14 protein-coding genes and 1 tRNA gene are annotated in these 17,554 nt (G+C 68.2%); 4 read left to right on the forward strand and 11 right to left on the reverse strand.

Translation table 11 applies throughout. The features are described from left to right. Positions 1-34: 34 nt before the first annotated feature. From D3869_RS32745 to D3869_RS32780, 8 genes are all read right to left on the reverse strand, one after another. Entirely contained in the window at positions 35-1,360 is a 1,326-nt protein-coding gene (locus D3869_RS32745; RefSeq protein WP_137143761.1) for a UDP-glucose dehydrogenase family protein, read from the reverse strand. A 308-nt stretch (positions 1,361-1,668) separates the two neighbouring features. Continuing rightward, on the reverse strand, positions 1,669-1,965 hold the full coding sequence (locus D3869_RS32750) for a hypothetical protein (protein WP_014200327.1): 297 nt from the start codon (positions 1,963-1,965) through the stop codon (positions 1,669-1,671). A gap of 100 nt (positions 1,966-2,065) precedes the next feature. After that, entirely contained in the window at positions 2,066-3,319 is a 1,254-nt protein-coding gene (pseC, locus tag D3869_RS32755) for a UDP-4-amino-4,6-dideoxy-N-acetyl-beta-L-altrosamine transaminase (RefSeq protein ID WP_137143762.1), read from the reverse strand. Further along, complete coding sequence (gene pseB, locus D3869_RS32760) at positions 3,319-4,371, reverse strand: UDP-N-acetylglucosamine 4,6-dehydratase (inverting) (RefSeq protein WP_432613454.1); 1,053 nt, start codon at positions 4,369-4,371, stop codon at positions 3,319-3,321. The genes pseC and pseB overlap by 1 nt, the downstream gene beginning before the upstream one ends. 198 nt (positions 4,372-4,569) lie before the next feature. Next, positions 4,570-4,644 (reverse strand) — tRNA-Gly (locus D3869_RS32765). Between the two features lie 397 nt (positions 4,645-5,041). Beyond that, complete coding sequence (locus D3869_RS32770) at positions 5,042-5,710, reverse strand: 4-carboxy-4-hydroxy-2-oxoadipate aldolase/oxaloacetate decarboxylase (RefSeq protein ID WP_137143763.1); 669 nt, start codon at positions 5,708-5,710, stop codon at positions 5,042-5,044. Positions 5,711-5,790: 80 nt separating this feature from the next. After that, positions 5,791-7,293: a tripartite tricarboxylate transporter permease gene (locus tag D3869_RS32775; RefSeq protein WP_175426720.1), complete on the reverse strand. Its 1,503-nt coding sequence runs from the start codon at positions 7,291-7,293 to the stop codon at positions 5,791-5,793. Further along, entirely contained in the window at positions 7,293-7,715 is a 423-nt protein-coding gene (locus D3869_RS32780; protein WP_137143765.1) for a tripartite tricarboxylate transporter TctB family protein, read from the reverse strand. The genes D3869_RS32775 and D3869_RS32780 overlap by 1 nt, the downstream gene beginning before the upstream one ends. A 611-nt stretch (positions 7,716-8,326) precedes the next feature. Here D3869_RS32780 and D3869_RS32785 point away from each other — a divergent pair. The 4 genes from D3869_RS32785 to D3869_RS32800 all read left to right on the forward strand — a co-directional run bounded on the left by D3869_RS32785 (position 8,327) and on the right by D3869_RS32800 (position 11,938). Further along, on the forward strand, positions 8,327-8,905 hold the full coding sequence (locus tag D3869_RS32785) for an NUDIX hydrolase (RefSeq protein ID WP_137143766.1): 579 nt from the start codon (positions 8,327-8,329) through the stop codon (positions 8,903-8,905). Between the two features lie 493 nt (positions 8,906-9,398). After that, a complete protein-coding gene (locus tag D3869_RS32790; protein WP_137143767.1) occupies positions 9,399-10,091 on the forward strand; it encodes a TVP38/TMEM64 family protein in 693 nt (230 codons plus the stop codon). Positions 10,092-10,140: 49 nt separating this feature from the next. After that, the gene (locus D3869_RS32795; protein WP_137143768.1) at positions 10,141-11,346 is read left to right on the forward strand and encodes a glycosyltransferase family 4 protein; all 1,206 of its coding nucleotides are present in this window, start codon (positions 10,141-10,143) and stop codon (positions 11,344-11,346) included. A 292-nt stretch (positions 11,347-11,638) separates the two neighbouring features. Continuing rightward, positions 11,639-11,938: a hypothetical protein gene (locus D3869_RS32800; protein ID WP_137143769.1), complete on the forward strand. Its 300-nt coding sequence runs from the start codon at positions 11,639-11,641 to the stop codon at positions 11,936-11,938. Positions 11,939-12,019: 81 nt separating this feature from the next. Here the strand turns inward: D3869_RS32800 and D3869_RS32805 are convergent, their stop codons facing one another. The 3 genes from D3869_RS32805 to D3869_RS32815 form a co-directional block, all read right to left on the reverse strand. Then, positions 12,020-12,892: a molybdenum storage protein subunit alpha gene (locus D3869_RS32805; protein ID WP_137143770.1), complete on the reverse strand. Its 873-nt coding sequence runs from the start codon at positions 12,890-12,892 to the stop codon at positions 12,020-12,022. A gap of 13 nt (positions 12,893-12,905) precedes the next feature. Beyond that, complete coding sequence (locus D3869_RS32810) at positions 12,906-13,718, reverse strand: uridine kinase (protein WP_137143771.1); 813 nt, start codon at positions 13,716-13,718, stop codon at positions 12,906-12,908. Between the two features lie 471 nt (positions 13,719-14,189). Further along, positions 14,190-17,540, reverse strand: a complete 3,351-nt coding sequence (locus tag D3869_RS32815) for a carbohydrate-binding domain-containing protein (protein WP_137143772.1) — start codon at positions 17,538-17,540, stop codon at positions 14,190-14,192. Positions 17,541-17,554: the final 14 nt, after the last annotated feature.

Raw genomic sequence — 17,554 nt, forward strand, 5'->3', positions numbered from 1 at the left:
TTCTCGACTGACCTCCGTGGGGCAGGATGGTTTTTCAGGCCTTCGAAGACGGCGCCGCGGGCCGCCCGATGGAGCTGTAGGCGAAGCCGGCCGCCGCCATGTCCTCGGGATTGTAGACGTTGCGCAGATCCACCATGACCGGCCGCTTCAGCAGGGCTTTGGCCCGCTTCAGGTCCAGCGCGCGGAACTCGTTCCACTCCGTCAGGATGACCACACAATCGGCTCCTTCCAAGGCGCCATAGGCGTCCTGGGCCCACACCACGCCGGGCAGAAGCTTTTCGGCCTCGTGCATGCCGGCCGGGTCGAAGGCGCGCACGGTGGCGCCGGCGGCCTGCAGCGCCGGCACGATGTCCAGCGACGGGGCGTCGCGCATGTCGTCGGTGTTGGGTTTGAAGGTGACGCCCAGCACGCCGACGGTCTTCCCCTCCACCGATCCGCCGCAGGCGGCGACGATGCGTCCTGCCATCGCCTTCTTGCGGGCGTCGTTGATCTCCACGACCGTTTCGATGATGCGCAGCGGGCTGCCGACCTGCTGGGCGGTGCGCACCAGGGCCAGCGTGTCCTTGGGGAAGCAGGAACCGCCGTAGCCCGGTCCGGGGTGCAGGAACTTCTTGCCGATGCGCCCGTCGAGGCCGATGCCGCGGGCCACGTCATGCACGTTGGCGCCCACCTTCTCGCACAGGTCGGCGATTTCGTTGATGAAGGTGATCTTGGCGGCAAGGAAGGTGTTGGCGGCGTACTTGGTCAGCTCCGCCGTTTCCAGCGCGGTCAGGACGATCGGCGTCTCGATCAGGTAGAGCGGGCGGTAGAGCCGGCGCATGACGTCGGCGGCGCGCTCGGAAGAGGTGCCGATGACCACGCGGTCGGGGCGCATGAAGTCGCCGATGGCCGAGCCTTCGCGCAGGAACTCGGGGTTGCTCGCCACGTCGAAATCGGCGTTGGGGTTGGTGCGGCGGATGATCGCCGCCACCTCGCGTCCCGTTCCGACCGGCACGGTCGACTTGTTGACCACCACCGTGTAGTGGTCGAGGTTGGCGGCGATCTCCTCGGCGGCGGCGTAGACGTAGGAGAGATCGGCGTGACCGTCGCCGCGGCGGGTCGGCGTGCCCACGGCGATGAAGACGGCGTCCGCACCGGCCATCGCCTCCTTCAGGTCGAGCGTGAAGGACAGCCGGCCGGCGGCGACGTTGCGCGCCACCAGATCGTCCAGGCCCGGTTCGTAGATCGGAATCTCGCCGCGCTTCAGGTGTTCGATTTTCCCTGCGTCCTTGTCCACGCAGACGACGTGCACGCCGAACTCCGAAAAACAGGCGCCGGACACCAATCCGACATAGCCCGTACCGATCATCGCGATGCGCATGAAAGTTCCTTTGCTGAAAGCCACGCGCCTTTGCCCGTCTCCGGCCGGGAGGCGGTTCCTGGCGTTCAAACGCCGCAGGTTGCGTTTCGGGTCGCTGCTCTGGTGAATCCGTCCGGTTGCGGATTGCCGGGGAGGTCTTGAGGAGTGGCGTTCATCGGACGGCGCGAAGCCGGCCCGTGGAGCGCCAGCCCGTCGGATGCTGGCTCATGGAACAGCAGGCGGGGCGGGGCCGGACCGGAGAAAGGGCTGCATGCCCGTCCTGTCGGCACGGTCCGGCCTTCACGAGACAAGCCCGGTTCCGGTACGGCTCAGATCGCCTGGAGGTAGGCGGGGTCGAGGGCGCCGTGGCGGAACGGAATCCAATCCTTGTGGTCGGCCCGGTACTGCAGGCCGTAGGGGTTCTTGAAGAAGATCTTTTGAAGGGGCTGTCCGCCTTCGGCGCGGGTGCGCTCGAGATCGATGAGGGGCGAGGCGGCGAACACCTTCTCCCACAGCTCACCATTGTCCACGTCGCGGCCCGCGTTCTTCACATAGTCGCGCGCGGTGTCGCTCAGCTGCCAGGCCTCTTCGACCATCGCGTAATAGTCCACAGTACCCTCGGCCATGACCCTGCTCCGAAGCGTTCGAGATGACGCTTGGCATAGCGCATTTTTGGAAGGGAGAAAACCTCCGAGCAAGCACGCCCCGAGCGACGGGCCGGGGGCATCATGGCGGATTGGGGCTTGGCAGGCCCAGTGTTTCGGCCAGGGCGCCGACGACCCGGTCCACGTCGGAGTCGGCCATGGCCGGGTAGAGAGGCAGCGACAGGGTCCGGGCGTAGTGGGCGTCGGCGCCGGGCAGGGAGAGGCGGCCGCACCGCTTTTGCCAGTAGGGCTGGCGGTGGACCGGGATGTAGTGGACCTGGCTGCCGATGCTCCGCGCCCGCAGATCGGCCATGACCTGCGCCCGGGTCCGTCCGGCGGCGGCGAAGTCGATGCGGACGGCGCAGAGATGCCAGGCCGGCCGGCACCAGGGAACGCGGGCCGCCGGCCGGACCAGCGGGGCCAGCGGGGCCAGCCGCTCCGCATAGAGATCCATCAGGTGCCGGCGCCGTTCCACGAAGCGATCCAACCGGGCGAGCTGGCTGAGGGCGAGTGCGGAGTGGATGTCGGTCAGACGGTGATTGAAGCCGGGCTCCGCCATCTCGTAGTACCAGGGGTTGGCGGTCCCGTCGGCGGCGAAGGCGGCCTCGCGGTCTTCGAACCCCGCCGGGTCCCGCTCCATCCCGTGGTTGCGGAAGCGGCGCAGCCGGGCGGCGAGATCCGCGTCGTTGGTGGTCACGGCGCCGCCTTCCCCCGCCGCGATGGTCTTCACGGGGTGGAAGGAGAAGGCGGTGAGCGTGCCGAAGCTGTTGGAGCCGACCGGCAGGGAGCGCCCATCCGGCGTCACGTCCACGCTGCCGATGGCGTGGCAGGCGTCCTCGATGACCGCCAGCCCGTGGCGGGCGGCGAGCGCGCCGAGCCCGGCCATGTCCGTGGTCTGGCCGGCGAAATGCACGGGCGCCAGGGCGCGCACCCGCCAGCCGGCGCGGGCGGCCCGCTCCATCGCCGCCTCCGCCTGTTCCGGCCCCATCAGGCCGGTGTCGGGATCGACGTCGGCGAAGGCGACCTCCGCCCCCACGTAGCGGGCGGCGTTGGCGGTGGCGAGGAAGGTGACGGCGGGCACCACCACCGCGTCGCCGGGGCCGAGCCCCAGCGCAAGGGCGGCCAGATGCAGGGCGGCGGTTCCGTTGGCGCAGGACACCGCATGGGCCGCTCCGGTGCGCTCGCACAGCGCGCGCTCGAACGCCTCCACCGTCGGCCCCTGGGTCAGCCAGTCGCCGCGCAGGACGGCGGTCACCGCGTCGATGTCGGCCTGATCGACGTCCTGGCGCCCATAGGGCAGAAAGGGCAGCGGCGGCCGGGACACCGGTTCGCCCATCACGGCGCTTCCGCGAGCAGCCGCATCAGCCGCGCGCCGTCCAGCCAGTCGCCGTTGGTGTCGCTGGCGTAGCGGAAGCCGTCGGTAACCGGCTTGGCGCCCAGCCGCTGATAGGGCTCGTGCGTCCAGAAGGCGAAGGCCGGCTCGATGACGAAGCGGTCCGGCAGTTCGAAGGTCTGGCGGGAATCGTCCTCGGTGATCATCACCTCGTGCAGCTTCTCGCCGGGGCGGATGCCGACCAGCTTGTGCGGCAGATGCGGAGCCATCGCGCGGGCCAGATCGGTGATGCGCATGCTGGGAATCTTGGGCACGAAGATCTCCCCGCCCTGCATCATCGCGATGCAGGAGACGACGAAGTCCACCCCGTGCTGCAGCGTGATCCAGAAGCGGGTCATCCGGTCGTCGGTGACCGGCAGGGACTGCGCCCCTTCCGCGATCATCCGGCGGAACAGCGGGATCACCGACCCGCGGGACCCCACCACATTGCCGTAGCGCACCACCGAGAAGCGCGTGCCGAGCGAGCCGGACAGGTTGTTGGCGGCGATGAAGATCTTGTCCGAGGCCAGCTTGCTGGCGCCGTAGAGGTTGACCGGGTTGGCCGCCTTGTCGGTGGACAGGGCGATCACCCGCTTCACGCCGGTGTTCAGCGCGGCCCGCACCACGTTTTCCGCCCCATAGACGTTGGTGTGGATGCATTCCATGGGGTTGTATTCGGCGGCGGGCACATGCTTCAGCGCGGCGGCGTGGACGCACACGTCCACTTCGCGCATGGCCAGCTCCAGCCGCTCGCGGTCACGCACGTCGCCGATGAAGAAACGCAGCGTGGATGCCCATTCGGGGCCGAGCTGCTGCTGCATCTCGTACTGCTTGAACTCGTCACGGGAGAAGACGATGACCCGGCGCGGGCTGGCGTGGCGCAGCACCGTTTCCACGAAACGCTTTCCGAAGGACCCGCTGCCCCCGGTCACCAGGATCGACTGGCCGTTCAGCATGCCGAAGCCGGGGAGCAGCGCCTCGGTCGGCGATTCGTTCGGACGGTCAAGCTGCTGCATGGTCAAGGGCGTCCGCGCTTCGTGGTTCATTCAGGCCGGTTCGATCGACCTTAGCCCGAGACCCCTAGCAGTGGGTTAACATTCCAGCAAGGAATCCGCGGCTTCCACGCGCAGGGATGGCGCGGCGGCGCGGCGGCGCTTGGGCCGCGGCCTGTGTTCCGCCCGACCGGCGGTGATGTGGGAAAGGCTTCGTGATACTGGAGCGGGCGAAGGGATTCGAACCCTCGACCCCAACCTTGGCAAGGTTGTGCTCTACCCCTGAGCTACGCCCGCGCCGCTCCAACGAAGGAGGCAGGGAGATACCCCACGCGCCCGGCGGAACGCAAGCCCCCTGTTTGGCTTGCGCTGAGATTTTTCTCTTCGGACGTCCCCATCCGCCTTCCTGGCGCATCGGAAGGAGACGTTAGGCTTAAAGTTATAACCCGCTCAATGCTGTTGACTTCCCTGCGTCGACTGTGGAAATTTCCTCTCACAAAACAAAGGCCTTGAGGTCTGGGGAGGAAACCAAAAACATCATGATGCTCTAAGAGCATTCGTCTGCCGCGCCGACCTCGTGTCCGGACGCGGCTTTTTTTTGCCTATCGCCATTCCTTTGCCGGAAGCCGGTAATACCACTCCGGGCAACGGCAGGCGGGACTTGGCCCCGCCCGCTTTTCCGCAGCGCTTCGCGTCACAGGGCGATGCCGCCGGCCTCCAGGTAGGATTCCAGGGTCAGCGCCTGGACCGTCGTCCGCCCGGCGCGGAGCTGTTCGCGCAGGCCCTCCTCCATCCGCTCGCGCTCCGCCGCCTTGGCGAGCGTGGCCGCAGCCTCGGCCTGGGGCACCACCACCACCCCGTCGTCGTCGCCGACCAGGATGTCGCCCGGCATGACCATCACGCCGCCGCAGACGATGGGGGTGTTCACGTCGCCCGTGGGCTGGGTCTTGGTGGTGCCCTTCATGCTGGTTCCCCGGCAGAAGACGGGAAAGCCCATGGCGCGGATGGCCGCGGCGTCGCGCACGCAGCCGTCGATGACCAACCCGGCCAGGCTCCGCTGGATCGCCGCCTCGGTCAGCACGTCGCCCCAGGGGCCGGCCTCGGTCATGCCCTTGAAATCGACCACCAGCACGTCGCCCGGACGGGTCAGCGCCATGGCGGCGTGGATCATCAGATTGTCGGTGGGGCCGCCGGACACGGTCACCGCGGTGCCGAACAGCGCCATGCCTTGGTAAAGCGGCTTGATCGGAAAGGACATCGCGCCCTTCTTGCCCATCGCTTCGTGCAGCGTGGCCGGGGACTGGCCGCGGAAGGCGGCGACCAGATCGGGGGCGGGACGGGGGAACTCTTTGACGACGGTCATCGCACAGGCACCTTTCACGGCGTGAAGGCCGCCGGCCTTTGGAAAGAAGAGGCGGGCGGGGATAGGAAGGCGTTCGGGATTCACTCGTCCTTGAAGGCTTCGTCCCGGCGGCGGCGCACCGACGGCATCACCATCAGGATCAGGAGCAGGGCGGCGGTGGCCAACAGGCTGCCGCTGATCGGGCGGGTGGCGAAGACGGTGGGATCGCCGCCCGACAGCAGCAGGGCGCGGCCCAGATTCTCCTCCAGCATCGGCCCCAGCACGAAGCCCAGCATCAAGGGCGCCGGCTCGCAGTCCAGCTTGCGCAGCGCGTAGCCCAGGACGCCGAACAGAGCCATCAGCAGCACGTTGAAGCCGCTGTTGTTCAGCGTGTAGGTGCCGATGCAGCAGAAGACCAGGATGGCCGGGAACAGATAGCCGTAGGGCACCCGCAGCAACCGTACCCACAGCCCGATCATCGGCAGGTTCAGGATCACCAGGATCACGTTGCCGATCAGCATGCTGGCGATCATGCCCCAGAACAGCTCCGGCTGCTTCGCCATGATCTGCGGCCCCGGCGTGATGCCGTGGATGGTCATGGCGCCGATCATCAGGGCCATGATGGCGTTGGGCGGGATGCCCAGGCTCAGCATCGGGATGAAGCAGGCCTGCGAGGCGGCGTTGTTGGCGGCTTCCGGTGCCGCCACCCCCTCGATGGCGCCCTGGCCGAAGCGCTCCGGGTGGCGGGACACCTTCTTCTCCAGCGAATAGGCGGCGAAGGAGCCGAGCGTGGCGCCGCCCCCGGGCAGGATGCCCAGCAGCGCCCCCATCACCGTCCCGCGCACCGTCGCCGGCCAGGCCTGGCGGACGTCCTCACGCTTCGGCCACAGGCTGACGATGCGAGCGGTGGTCTGCCCGGCGCCGCCGGTCTGCTCCAGGCTGGAGATGATCTCGGCCAGCCCGAACAGGCCCATGGCGAGCGGAACGAAGTCGATGCCGTCGTAGAGCTGCGGCAGGCCGAAGGTGAAGCGCGTGTCGCCGGAGTTGACGTCGGTGCCGACCATGCTCAGCAGCAGGCCCAGCAGGATCATCGCGATGGCCTTCACCACCGATCCATGGGCCAGCGTCACCGCCCCGATCAGGCCCAGCAGCATCAGCGACACATATTCCGCCGGCCCGAAGGCAAGCGCCACCCCGGCCAGCGGCGGGCCGGCCACGGCGATCAGGATGGTGGTGACGATCCCGGCGAACAGCGAGGCGAGCGCCGCCGTGGCGAGCGCCACCCCGGCCCGGCCCTGCCGGGCCATGGCATGACCGTCCAGGCAAGTGACGACGGATGAGGACTCGCCTGGCAGGTTCACCAGGATGGCCGTCGCCGACCCGCCGTACTGCGAACCGTAGAAGATGCCCGCCAGCATGATGAGCGCGCCGACCGGCGGCAGATAGAAGGTCAGCGGCAGAAGCATCGCCACCGTGGCGGTCGGTCCCAGACCGGGGAGCACGCCGATCAGCGTGCCGATCAGCGCCCCGCCGAAGCAGAGCAGCAGGTTGTCCGGTGACAGCGAAACCGACAGGCCGAGCAGCAGGTTGCCAAGCAGGTCCATCATGGCCACACCCGCAGGGGCAGGCCCAGGCCCCAGACGAACAGCGCGACGCAGCCCGCCGCCAGGGCACCCCCCAGCAGCAGCAAAGGAACCGGACGGAGCGGTTGGCCGGCCAGATTGCCCAGTCCGACCAGGATCAGCACCGCGGGCACCAACCCCAGGGTCTCCACTGTTCCGGCGAAGGCCAGCACCGCCGCGGTCACCCAGATCAGCGGGCGCCATCCCCAGGACGGCCAGGCGGCGCCATGGATCAGCAGGCCCCGCCCGGTCACCAGGGCGCCGGCCAGAACCATGAGCATGCCGATCATCCGCGGAAAGAAACCGGACTGCACAGAGGCGAGCGTGCCGGTCGGCCAGTCGCGTCCCAGCCACAAGGCGCCGATCCCGAAGGCGGCGATCAGCAACCCGGCCCCCAGATCCAACGGCGCCCGTACCGGGGCGTGACCGCCGGAGGCCTTGCGGTCTTGGAACGCGCCGTCCGGCGTGCCTCGCGGTGCTGTTGATGGGCCGTGGAGCGGGGTGGGCACGGAAGAGGTCGAACGAAGATCGGGGAAGGGCAGGCTCGGCATGAGATTCCGGCTTTCGGTGGACGGCTTTCGGTCGGCGGTTGTCGATGGCGGCGCTCCATCGGAAGATATTCCGTCATAAGCTTTTGCAAATATAAGGGTAAAATTTGATGGGTCGCCATTATCCATCGTTGTTTATCCATCCTACCAATATCCCTATAGAGAGCAAGAGCGTCGAAAATCCCCTTTTTAGGTGTCGGATTTGTGTGTGGATCAGTAACCTGAGATTGTCTCTCGGTTTAATGGGGCTTATTTTGGTTGATGACGTTTTCCGGACGGGCGCGGTTTGGTGTCTTCGGTGGCCAGGGATCCGGGACGCTTGCCCCGGCAGCATCGCTCCCGGCCAGAGCAGCCCGGTTTGAGCCGCCTTGCTCGCGTCTCCCCGATTGCGCCGTTGCCCTCGCGGCCTTGGGCCGTTACCCATGCTGCGCGGCCACACAGCAGGCCACCATCAAGGAGATTGAGGAATGACGCGCCGTCTGCGCCCATGGACCGTGCTGGAAACTCGTGAACTGCTTGACGCAGACCCGTTCCTGAAAGTCCATGTGGAGACGGTGGCCCTTCCTGATGGCCGGATCATCCCGGATTACTATCAGTTCGACATGCCGTCTTTTGCCTGTATCTTCGCAGAGACGGAGGATGGGCATGTGATCGTCTACCGACAGTACCGCCACGGACCGCGGCGGGTGAATCTGACCTTTCCCGGTGGTCACCTGTCACCGGGCGAGGACCCGCTTGAGGCCGCCCGGCGTGAACTGTTGGAGGAGACCGGCTTCGTCTCGGACCGTTGGACATCGCTGGGCGGCTACACGGTCAACGCCAACCAGGGCGGTGCCGTGTCGCACATGTTCCACGCGGTCGGTTGCCGCCGGGTGGCCGATCCCCTGTCCGATGATCTCGAGGAAACCGAGATCCTGTTCATGACGCGGCAGGAACTGCTGGCGGCCGTCGGGCACGGCGAGATCGCTTTGCTCACCCAGATCGCCCTGGTCAGCATGGTCTGGCAGAACGACATCCGGACGGCGCTCGCCAGCCAGACGCCGTGATGCGGCGTGTCTGAAGCTTGAGCGTGAGCTTGTCTTTGTTGATCTTTCTCAAAAAATAGGTATGTCTTCGGAATACATGGCCTGTTTACGAGCCGTTAATCAAATCGGTCCATAAATGGCTTCACCAAGTTCTCTTGGTTTCCTCCCTCCCAGAACTAGGCTGCGCCTCACCGGCTGCAGCCTTTTCTTTTTCCGGCATCATGGCTGCAGAGGCGGCAGGTCCAGCTGGGGAAGAAAAGAAATATTTTCAGCGGAGAGCATCCGCCGGGGGCTTGACCTTTGCTGCGATGCAGCATAAATTGAATCCCGGATGCCCTTTGGGCGTTTCCTCCCTAGACTTGAAGGCCGCGCCGTTCTGGCTGCGGCCTTTTTCTTGCCCGCGGCTCGTGGATGTCCGCCCGGCGCCCACGCGATCGTCTCTCGCGGCGCGGTAGCGCCCGTGATATGCAAGCCGACCATAGAAGCCCTGTTCGTCGAACCGAAGGCCCGTACCATGGCCGAGCGCCGCACGCCCTCCCTGTCCACCCTCCGCAATCTCGGGCGGGGGCTGCTCGCCCTGCTTCTGCTCGGTGGAGCCGGGGCTTGGTGGGCATGGCATGGCGCCTTCGGGATGGACGCGCTCCAGGACATTCTGCGCCATCACCCCGCGGCACCGGTCCTGTTCCTCTTCCTGCACATCCTGGCCAGCCTGCTGTTCTTCCCGCGCTCCGTCATGGCGATGGTCGCCGGGCTGGTCTTCGGCGTTTGGTGGGGCGGGGTGCTGGCGGCGGCGGGCAGCGTGATCGGCGCCTCCACCGGCTTTCTGCTGACCCGCTACGTCTGCGACGGGTTGGTTCCGGCCCTGGACCGGGCGCGCTGGGGCGACGTCCTGCGCCGGCTGGAGACCGGCGGCTGGCGCGCCGTCGCCATGCTGCGGCTGGTTCCCGTGCTGCCGCACAGCGGGGTGAACTACGCGCTCGGCCTGACGCGGGTGCGGCTCGGCGCCTACGCCTTCGGGTCGCTGGTCGGGCAGTTGCCGATGACCGTGGCCTTCGTGCAGTTCGGCGCCGCCGGCGATCACGCCCTGGCCGGCAAGCCGGACTGGATCGCGCCGACCGTCATCGGGCTCAGCCTGCTGATCCTGTCGGTTCTGCTGCCGAAGGTCGGGCCGAAGCTGCGGGAGAAATTCGGCGCCGGGCGCGCCTGACGGCCAGGTTTCATCAAGACGTCCGGCCGGCGGCCCTTGCGGAGGCATCATGAACATCGTCTTCATCCACCAGAACATGCCGGGCCAGTACAAGCATCTGGCCGCCCGTCTGGCCGCCGATCCGGCGAACCGCGTCGTCTTCATCACCAAGCGCACCGACCGGGACATTCCGAACGTTCGCCGCCTGTCCTACCAGCCCAGCCGCAAGGCGCGGGAGAACGCGCATCCCTACCTGGTGTCCACCGAAAACGCGGTGCTGCACGGCCAAGCCGCCGCGCGGCTGCTGATGGGCCTGCGCGAGGAGGGCTTCCGCCCCGACGTCATCGTCGGCCATCCGGGCTGGGGCGAGACGCTGTTCGTCAAGGACGTGTTCCCCAACACCCCCTACCTGAATTACTGCGAGTTCTTTTACCGCGCCCAGGGGCTGGACGTCGGCTTCGACCCGTCGGTCCCGGTCAATGTGGACACGGTGCTGCGGCTGCGCATGCGCAGCACGCCGCTGCTGCTCGCCCTGGAGGCCTGCGACCGCGGCATCGCCCCGACCGAGTGGCAGCGCAACTCCCATCCGGCGCCGTTCCACCCGAAGATCGAGGTCATCCACGACGGGGTGGACACCGCGCAGCTCCTGCCCGATCCGGACATCCGCGTCACCCTGGCCGATGGCACGGTGCTGACGCGCGAGGACGAGGTGCTGACCTACGCCGTGCGCAACCTGGAGCCCTACCGCGGCTTCCCCAGCTTCATGCGCGCCCTGCCGCGCATCCTGGAGGCGCGGCCGAAGGCCCATGTGCTGATCGCCGGCGGCGACGAGGTCAGTTACGGTTCGGCGCCCCCCGGCGGGAAGAGCTGGCGGGAAACCATGCTGGCCGAGGTGCCGCTGGACCCGGCGCGCGTCCATTTCCTGGGGCACCTTCCCTACGACCGGTATCTGTCGGTCCTGCGGCTGTCGCGGGCACACATCTACCTGACCTATCCCTTCGTCCTGTCCTGGTCGATGGTGGAATCCATGGCGCTCGGCTGCGTGGTGATCGGCTCCGACACCGCGCCGGTGCGGGAGGTCATCCGGCACGGCGAGAACGGGCTGCTGGCTGACTTCTTCTCCCCCGACGACATCGCCGCCAAGGCGGTCGCGGTGCTGCAGGACCCCGGAGCCTTCGCCCCGCTGGCCCGCGCCGCGCGGGAGACGGCGGTCGAGCGGTTCGACCTGTCCCATTGCCTGGAACGCCAGATCGCGTTGATCCGCGCGATGGCCTGAGGCGGGAAAAGCCCCTACTCCAAGAGGCAATATTTTCCCGGCGGGTGGGCAGAAGCCGCCGCCCATGGGGAGGTTTTTGCCGAGCGCGTGGGCTGGAAATGGCTTTTCTGCGCCCGCGAAACGCGATGCCCGCACCGAGGGCGGCAGCGGGGCGGACTCCCCGGCATTGGTTTGATTTTGAGATAATTTCCAAACGAAGGCCTGGGAGCGGCGGGTTCGGGGCGCGGGGCATGGCATGACCCTTGCGATGGTGTGGGTACCAATCCGGCGAACCCGAACACGAGTGCCTGCCATGTCCATGACCGCAGTCCAGCCGATGCCGACTGCCTCGGCAACCGCCCTGGAGGCGGATGACGCCCTCTTGCTGTCCAAGTCCCCGCGCCGCGGCGGCTTCGCCTGGGAAGCCGTGAAGACCCTGATCGCCGTCGCCGTCTTCGCCGCGATGCTGCTGCCGGTGGCTTTTCCGTCGAAAGCGAGCCCACAGGGCCGGCTTCAGCAGGCGTCCTCGGAGGACATGGCGCCGCCCGTCCTGAAGGCCGTGGCGAAGGCCGACGGACAGAAGGCCGTCCGCAAGCCGGTGGCGAGCAACTGAAGTCCTGAAGGTGCCCGCTGCGCGAAAGGCGTCCGGTGACGACACCGGGCGCCTTTGTCGTTCCTGCCGGACCGAACCCGCTCAGAGCGGCCGGGCGCCTGTGTGGATGCCGGTGCGGATGCCGGTGCGGATGATGGTGCCGATATGCTCGCCGCGCAGCGCCGCGGTCAGGCGGCCCGGCACCAGCCCGTTCACGACCTGCACGCGCTCCAGGTGGCGGGCGTTCGCCATCACCTCCAGCAGCGCGCCGTCCAGCGGCAGCGTGCCGCCCTGCTTGGCCAGCTCGGCGGCGGTGGTGTCGCGCAGCAGCTCCGCCGCGCCGCCCTCGGGGCCGTTCGGATCGGCGGTGTGGATGCCGTCCACATCCTCCACGATGGTCAGCCCGGCGGCGCCCAGCGCGTCAGCCAGCAGGAAGGCGCCGGTGTCGGCCCGGTGCTGCGGAATGCGCGAGCCGGGGAACTCGTGGTGATGGTAGGGCGGGAAGGCGCTGCCCACCACCGCGCGGGCGGCCGACAGATGGACCGCGAGCTGGTTCGCGATGGTGCCGTGCTCGACGTAGGACACGCCGTCGGGCGAGAGCAGCGCGGCCAGGATGTGGCCGTTCTGCCCGGCCTCGGTCGCGGCGAGCGGGGCGAGAGAGCCGACCGGCAGGCCGAGATCCAGCCCGACGCTGTAGAGATGGCGGGCGCGGATGCCGGCGCCGGTCAGGATCAGCAGCCGGTGCTCCGGCAGGACGCTGCGGATCTCCTCGACGATCGGCAGGATCGCCTCGTGGCCGCGGTCCATGATCGACCGCCCGCCGATCTTCACGACCTGGAGCCAGGGCAGCAGGCGGATCGGGCGGACGCCGGCGACCGGGGCGGTCAGGCTGCCGTCGAGAAGGGTCTGGCGCGCGAGCGGCGAGGCCACATGCTTGATGCTGTTGGCATGCTTCTTGTGCTGGGTGTCGGACATGGAAGACGGTCCTTCAGCTCGCGGTGATGATGGTGCCGACATGCTCGCCGGCGAGCGCGCGGGTCAGGTTGCTGGGGACCAGGCCGTTGATGACCTGCACTTCGCGGACGTGGCGGGCCTTCTTCAGCAGGTCGAGCACCGGGAATTCCAGGATCGAGTCCTGCAGCCCTTTCGCCTTCATCTCGTCCACCGAGATCTTCGGGATGAAGGTGGCGTTGCTGGAGGTCTTCGGGTTCCCGGTGTAGAGCCCGTTCTCGTCCTTCACGTAGATCATCGCCTTGCAGCCGAACTGCTCGGCCACCAGGAAACAGCCGGCGTCGGTGCGGTAGGGCGGGATGACGCCCTCGGCGGCGGGGCGCATCCACAGCTTGTAGGGCGGCATGCCGCTGAAAACGACGGCGTTCACTTCGGCCAGGAATAACGGTACCGACGACAGGCCGGCGCCGTCCACCGCGGAGATGCCGTGCTTGGCGAGGAGCTGGCCGAGCATCGCGGCGTTCTGATCGGCGACCGAGCCGCCGAGCTGCGAGAGCAGGCCGGCCGGCAGGTTCAGCCCCGCCGCGATCGAGTAGAGGTGGCGGGCGCGGGTGCCGGCGCCGGTCCCGATCAGCAGCTTGTGCTCCTTGCGGGCGGCGACGATCTCGTCGACCAGCGGGTAGACGGCGGCGCGGCCGCGGTCGATGACGCTTTGCCCGCCGATCTTGAGCACCGTCGCGTTCGGCAGGATGCGGAAATCCGCCGCGGCCTCCGCCGCCGCCAGAAGCTGCGTGTCGGTGAGCGACCGCTGCATGAGGAGCGCTTCAAGCTCCGCTGTCGTGCTGGTCATGAGGGGCTGTTCCCTTTCGGTTCAAAGGCATGTCGGGAAGGGGCCGTTTCCTCCCGGTCCGGTCTGGGGAAAGGGCATCCGCCGGAATCGGGGCACGCGGGTGCGGTCCTGCTCCATGGATCCCGTGGAACGGCGTATGGAAGACTGTCTTTTGTATTAGACGTTGACGGAACCGTGATCTCTTCCCGTTTACCCGTCAACCCGGAAAATGAAAATACCGTTGTTTTTCATGGCGTTATGAAGGGGGTGGTGATAACGCCGATGAAACGCCGCTTCTGTCCCCGTTCAATCCGCCGGGGCGTGCTAAAGCGAACTTCCGTTCGCTTTAGACTCATAGCGCCTCATTCGCCGGCGGGCTCCGGTCGCATGTGCGACCGGGACCGCCGTCGCGGTCCAAAGCGGATTGCAATCCGCTTTAGTGGGCCCGGCGGCGCATGCTGGGCCAGAATGGGGAAAAGGAAGAGGAGTCGGCTACAGGGTGATGAAGGCGATGTAGGGCTCGCTGCCGGCCATGCCGGTGGTGACGGTCATGGCGCCCACGGCCTTGCCGGTGAAGGTCATGCTGGCGTCGATGGTGCCGTTGCCGTCGATGTCGCAGCGGACGGTGGCGCCCTTGTAGCCTTCGGCGCCGCCCATCTCCTCCCAGGTCAGCCGGGACTGGCCGGGCACGAAGCCCCAGAGGGTCGCCCACTCGCCGCGTTCCAGATCGACGATGGTGGACCAAGTGACCTCGCCCCCGCGCCCATCCACGAAGAAGGTGTCGTGGCCCGGCCCGCCGATCAGCCAGTTGGAGCCGGAGCCGCCGTCCAGCACGTCGTCACCGGCCCCGCCCGACGCGGCGTCGTCGCCGCCCATCAGGTTGATGAAGTCGTTGCCGTCCGACCCGCCGACCACCTCGTTCTCGGTGGTTCCCAGGAAGCTCCATTGCAGGGTGGCGACCGGCCCCTCGTAGGCGTAGGCCACCACCGTCGTCTGCACACCGTCCACGATCCGGCTGAAAGGCACGGAGGGCCGCGCCGGAGCCGGGTCGGGGAGGGGCGCCGAGACCGACGGGGCGGCCGGCGACGGCGTTGGAGAGGGGGCGGGCGGGGCGGCGGGGGTGCTGTTGTCGGGCTGGGGCACCGGCACCGGCACCGGCACCGGGGCGGGCGGCTCGTTGGCCTGGGGATCGGAAGGGGGCAGGGGGGTGGTCCCGCCGCCGTCCTGCGGGGGCGCCGAGCCGCCGCCGGAGACGATGCCCATCAGCGTCCAGGCGAGATCCTGGAGACCGGCCGTCAGGGCCGGGGACAGCGGCAACAGGCTGTAATCGTGGTTGTAGGCGTCGGCGAACAGCGGGTCGCCGGTCCGGTCGTTCGCCCCATAGGCGCCGACCTGATGCAGGAAGTTGGCGTCGATGGCGTTCTGTCCCGCCGACAGGATCGTCACGTAGCCGCCGAGCGGCACCGCCCCCGACACGAGGTTGCCGGTGACCGTGTTGTTCGCCGGGATGCCGGCCGCTCCGGCCAGGGGCACCCACTCGATGCGGATGAAGCTCTCGCCGTTGGCGCCGAGCACGCCGATGTTGTTGGTCACGGTGTTGTCGTGGCCGCCATGGATCATGACGGCGGCCCAGGCGGTGTCGCGCAGGAAATTGCCCTGAACGGTCACGCCGCTGGTCAGGTCATCCAGATAGATGCCGTAGCCCTTGTAGTCGCGCAGCCACTGGCCGGTGCTGGTGGTGGCGATGCCGCCGGTGTGCTCGACCCGGTTGCCTTCGATCCGCGTGCCGGTGTTCAGGTTCGACCGCCCGAGCAGTTCGATGCCGCCGGAATCCGCCGTCTCCAGCCCCGTGTTGCGGACGCGGTTGTAAAGGATGGCGTTGTTCAGGCTGATCGTCGCGGTGTCCCAGTTCTTGACCGAGATGCCATAGCGCGAGCTGTGGTCGATGTCGTTGTGGGAGATCACCGTGTCGCTGATCCCCGACGCCATGATGCCGCCGGCGTATTTGCGCACCTCGCCGATGTGTTGGATGCGGTTGCCGGTGACGGTGTTGCCGATCGACTGGCCGGTCAGTGCGATGCCGTTGATGCCCAGATGGTCCAGGTAATTGCCGCTGACCAGATTGCGGTCCGATCCCTGGGTCAGCCGGATGCCGGTGCCGACATTCACGAAGCCGTTGCCGGCGATGGTGTTGACGTCGCCGTTGACGACGTCCAGAGCGTTGCCGTCCGTCGTCGTGTTGGTGAAGGTCAGCCCCTGGACCGTCACCCCGTTGGCGCCGTTCAGCCGCAGCAGCGTGCCGAGCCGGGCGACCTCCACCCCGGTCCCGGTGAAGTCCTCCCCCGCCTTGATGACCAGCCGCCCGTCCGAGGCGCGGTAGGCGAACTCCCCGACCTGATCGACGTGGGCGCTGTTGCCCAGCAGCTTGAAGGTCGAGCCGTCGCGCATGGTGAAGGGCGCGTCGGCGGTGAAGGTCAGGGTGCGCGTCACCGTGTCGATGCCGGCGACGGTCAGGATCGCGTCCTGGAGCCGCTCGGTGTCGAAGACCTGGACCCGGCTGCCCGGCACCAGATCGGCGGTGGTGACGTCGCCCGCCCGGTAGCGCAGCGCGTTCTTGCTGGCGCCATAGGCGCTCGCGTCGGCGACGAACCAGCCGGTGGTCGGGTCCTGCGGGTCGTAGGCGCCCTTGGAGGCCAGCCGGTAGCGCACGCCGTCGACGGTGACGTCCAGCCCCGGCGCCGCGGACAGGGGCGCCGACCAGACGCCGTTGCCCTCATAGGTGAAGCCGGTGACCCGCTCGCCGCCGCTGAGGACCGCCTGCTCGCCCGGATAGCCGAGGATGCGGACGCCGCTGTCCGACGCGCCGAGGCTGAGCGTGCCCGTCAGATTGTAGGAGCCCTCGCGGACGTAGGTGGTCTTGACGGTGCCGGCGCGCATGGCCGCCTGCGCCCGCTCCAGGCTGGCGAAGGGGCCGTCGGTGCCCTCGGCGTTCGGCGCGGCCAGCCGCCCGGACCAGGCGTCGTTGCCGTTCTTCGCCACGTAGAAGGCGTCGCCCTGCGGAGCCGCGGCGTCCGACGCGCTGCCCTGGAACACGGGGGCGGCGACCGCCAGGGTGACGGAGCCGTCGTTGGACGGCGCCGGGGGGGCCACGGTCTTGCCGTTCACCGTCACGGCGCCGAGCGCCAGAGCGCCGGCCGGTGTCCCGTCCACCGGCAGGATCCGCACCGTGTGGGCGATGGACGGGTCCAGGGTGACGCCGAAGGTGAAGCGCTCGGCGGTGCCGGACGCGGCCTCCGCCTCCCCAACCAGCGTGCCGTCCACCAGGACCTTGAAGCGCACCGGCCCGGTGGCGGACGCGCCGCGCGCCGCCTCGACGGTGATGGGGATGGGCCGGGTGATGACCTCCTCCGGCTTGGGGGGCGGGCGGACCAGAGGGCCGCCGAACATCTCCTCGCCCAGACCGAAGGACAGCAGTCCGCCCCAATAGAGCCCGACCTGGCCGGGAACCACGTCCTTCCCGTCCACCGCACCCTTGTCGTAGGTGGCCCGCGCGTCGGTGGATTTGACCTCCTGCCCGTCGACGAGGATGGAGCCGACGAAGAGGTTGCGGTCCACCCCGTTCACCACCCCGTCGTTGTCGTACCAGATCGAAATCCGGTGGGCCTGATCGGGATCGAGCGTGGCGGTGAAGCGGTAGGGGGTGCTGGAGGTGGCGGCGACCCACGCCTCGCCGATCATCACGCCGTCGACCAGCAGCCGGAAATGCGGCGCTTGGCCGGCGGACACGCCCCAGGCGTTCACGACGATCGGGATGTCGATGGTCCGTTGCGGGGACGTGGACATGCGGGATCCTGGAG

It is taken from the genome of Azospirillum brasilense, from assembly GCF_005222205.1.
Taxonomy (GTDB): Bacteria; Pseudomonadota; Alphaproteobacteria; order Azospirillales; family Azospirillaceae; genus Azospirillum; species Azospirillum brasilense_G.

Excerpts from the sequence above, each read along its gene's own strand:
- D3869_RS32775 (WP_175426720.1), bottom strand. The coding sequence starts at position 7,293 with ATGGACCTGCTTGGCAACCTGCTGCTCGGCCTGTCGGTTTCGCTGTCA.
- D3869_RS32800 (WP_137143769.1), top strand. The coding sequence starts at position 11,639 with ATGTCCATGACCGCAGTCCAGCCGATGCCGACTGCCTCGGCAACCGCC.
- D3869_RS32750 (WP_014200327.1), bottom strand. The coding sequence starts at position 1,965 with ATGGCCGAGGGTACTGTGGACTATTACGCGATGGTCGAAGAGGCCTGG.
- D3869_RS32790 (WP_137143767.1), top strand. The coding sequence starts at position 9,399 with ATGGCCGAGCGCCGCACGCCCTCCCTGTCCACCCTCCGCAATCTCGGG.
- D3869_RS32810 (WP_137143771.1), bottom strand. The coding sequence starts at position 13,718 with ATGACCAGCACGACAGCGGAGCTTGAAGCGCTCCTCATGCAGCGGTCG.
- D3869_RS32815 (WP_137143772.1), bottom strand. The coding sequence starts at position 17,540 with ATGTCCACGTCCCCGCAACGGACCATCGACATCCCGATCGTCGTGAAC.
- pseC (WP_137143762.1), bottom strand. The coding sequence starts at position 3,319 with ATGGGCGAACCGGTGTCCCGGCCGCCGCTGCCCTTTCTGCCCTATGGG.
- D3869_RS32795 (WP_137143768.1), top strand. The coding sequence starts at position 10,141 with ATGAACATCGTCTTCATCCACCAGAACATGCCGGGCCAGTACAAGCAT.
- D3869_RS32745 (WP_137143761.1), bottom strand. The coding sequence starts at position 1,360 with ATGCGCATCGCGATGATCGGTACGGGCTATGTCGGATTGGTGTCCGGC.
- pseB (WP_432613454.1), bottom strand. The coding sequence starts at position 4,371 with ATGCAGCAGCTTGACCGTCCGAACGAATCGCCGACCGAGGCGCTGCTC.
- D3869_RS32785 (WP_137143766.1), top strand. The coding sequence starts at position 8,327 with ATGACGCGCCGTCTGCGCCCATGGACCGTGCTGGAAACTCGTGAACTG.
- D3869_RS32770 (WP_137143763.1), bottom strand. The coding sequence starts at position 5,710 with ATGACCGTCGTCAAAGAGTTCCCCCGTCCCGCCCCCGATCTGGTCGCC.
- D3869_RS32805 (WP_137143770.1), bottom strand. The coding sequence starts at position 12,892 with ATGTCCGACACCCAGCACAAGAAGCATGCCAACAGCATCAAGCATGTG.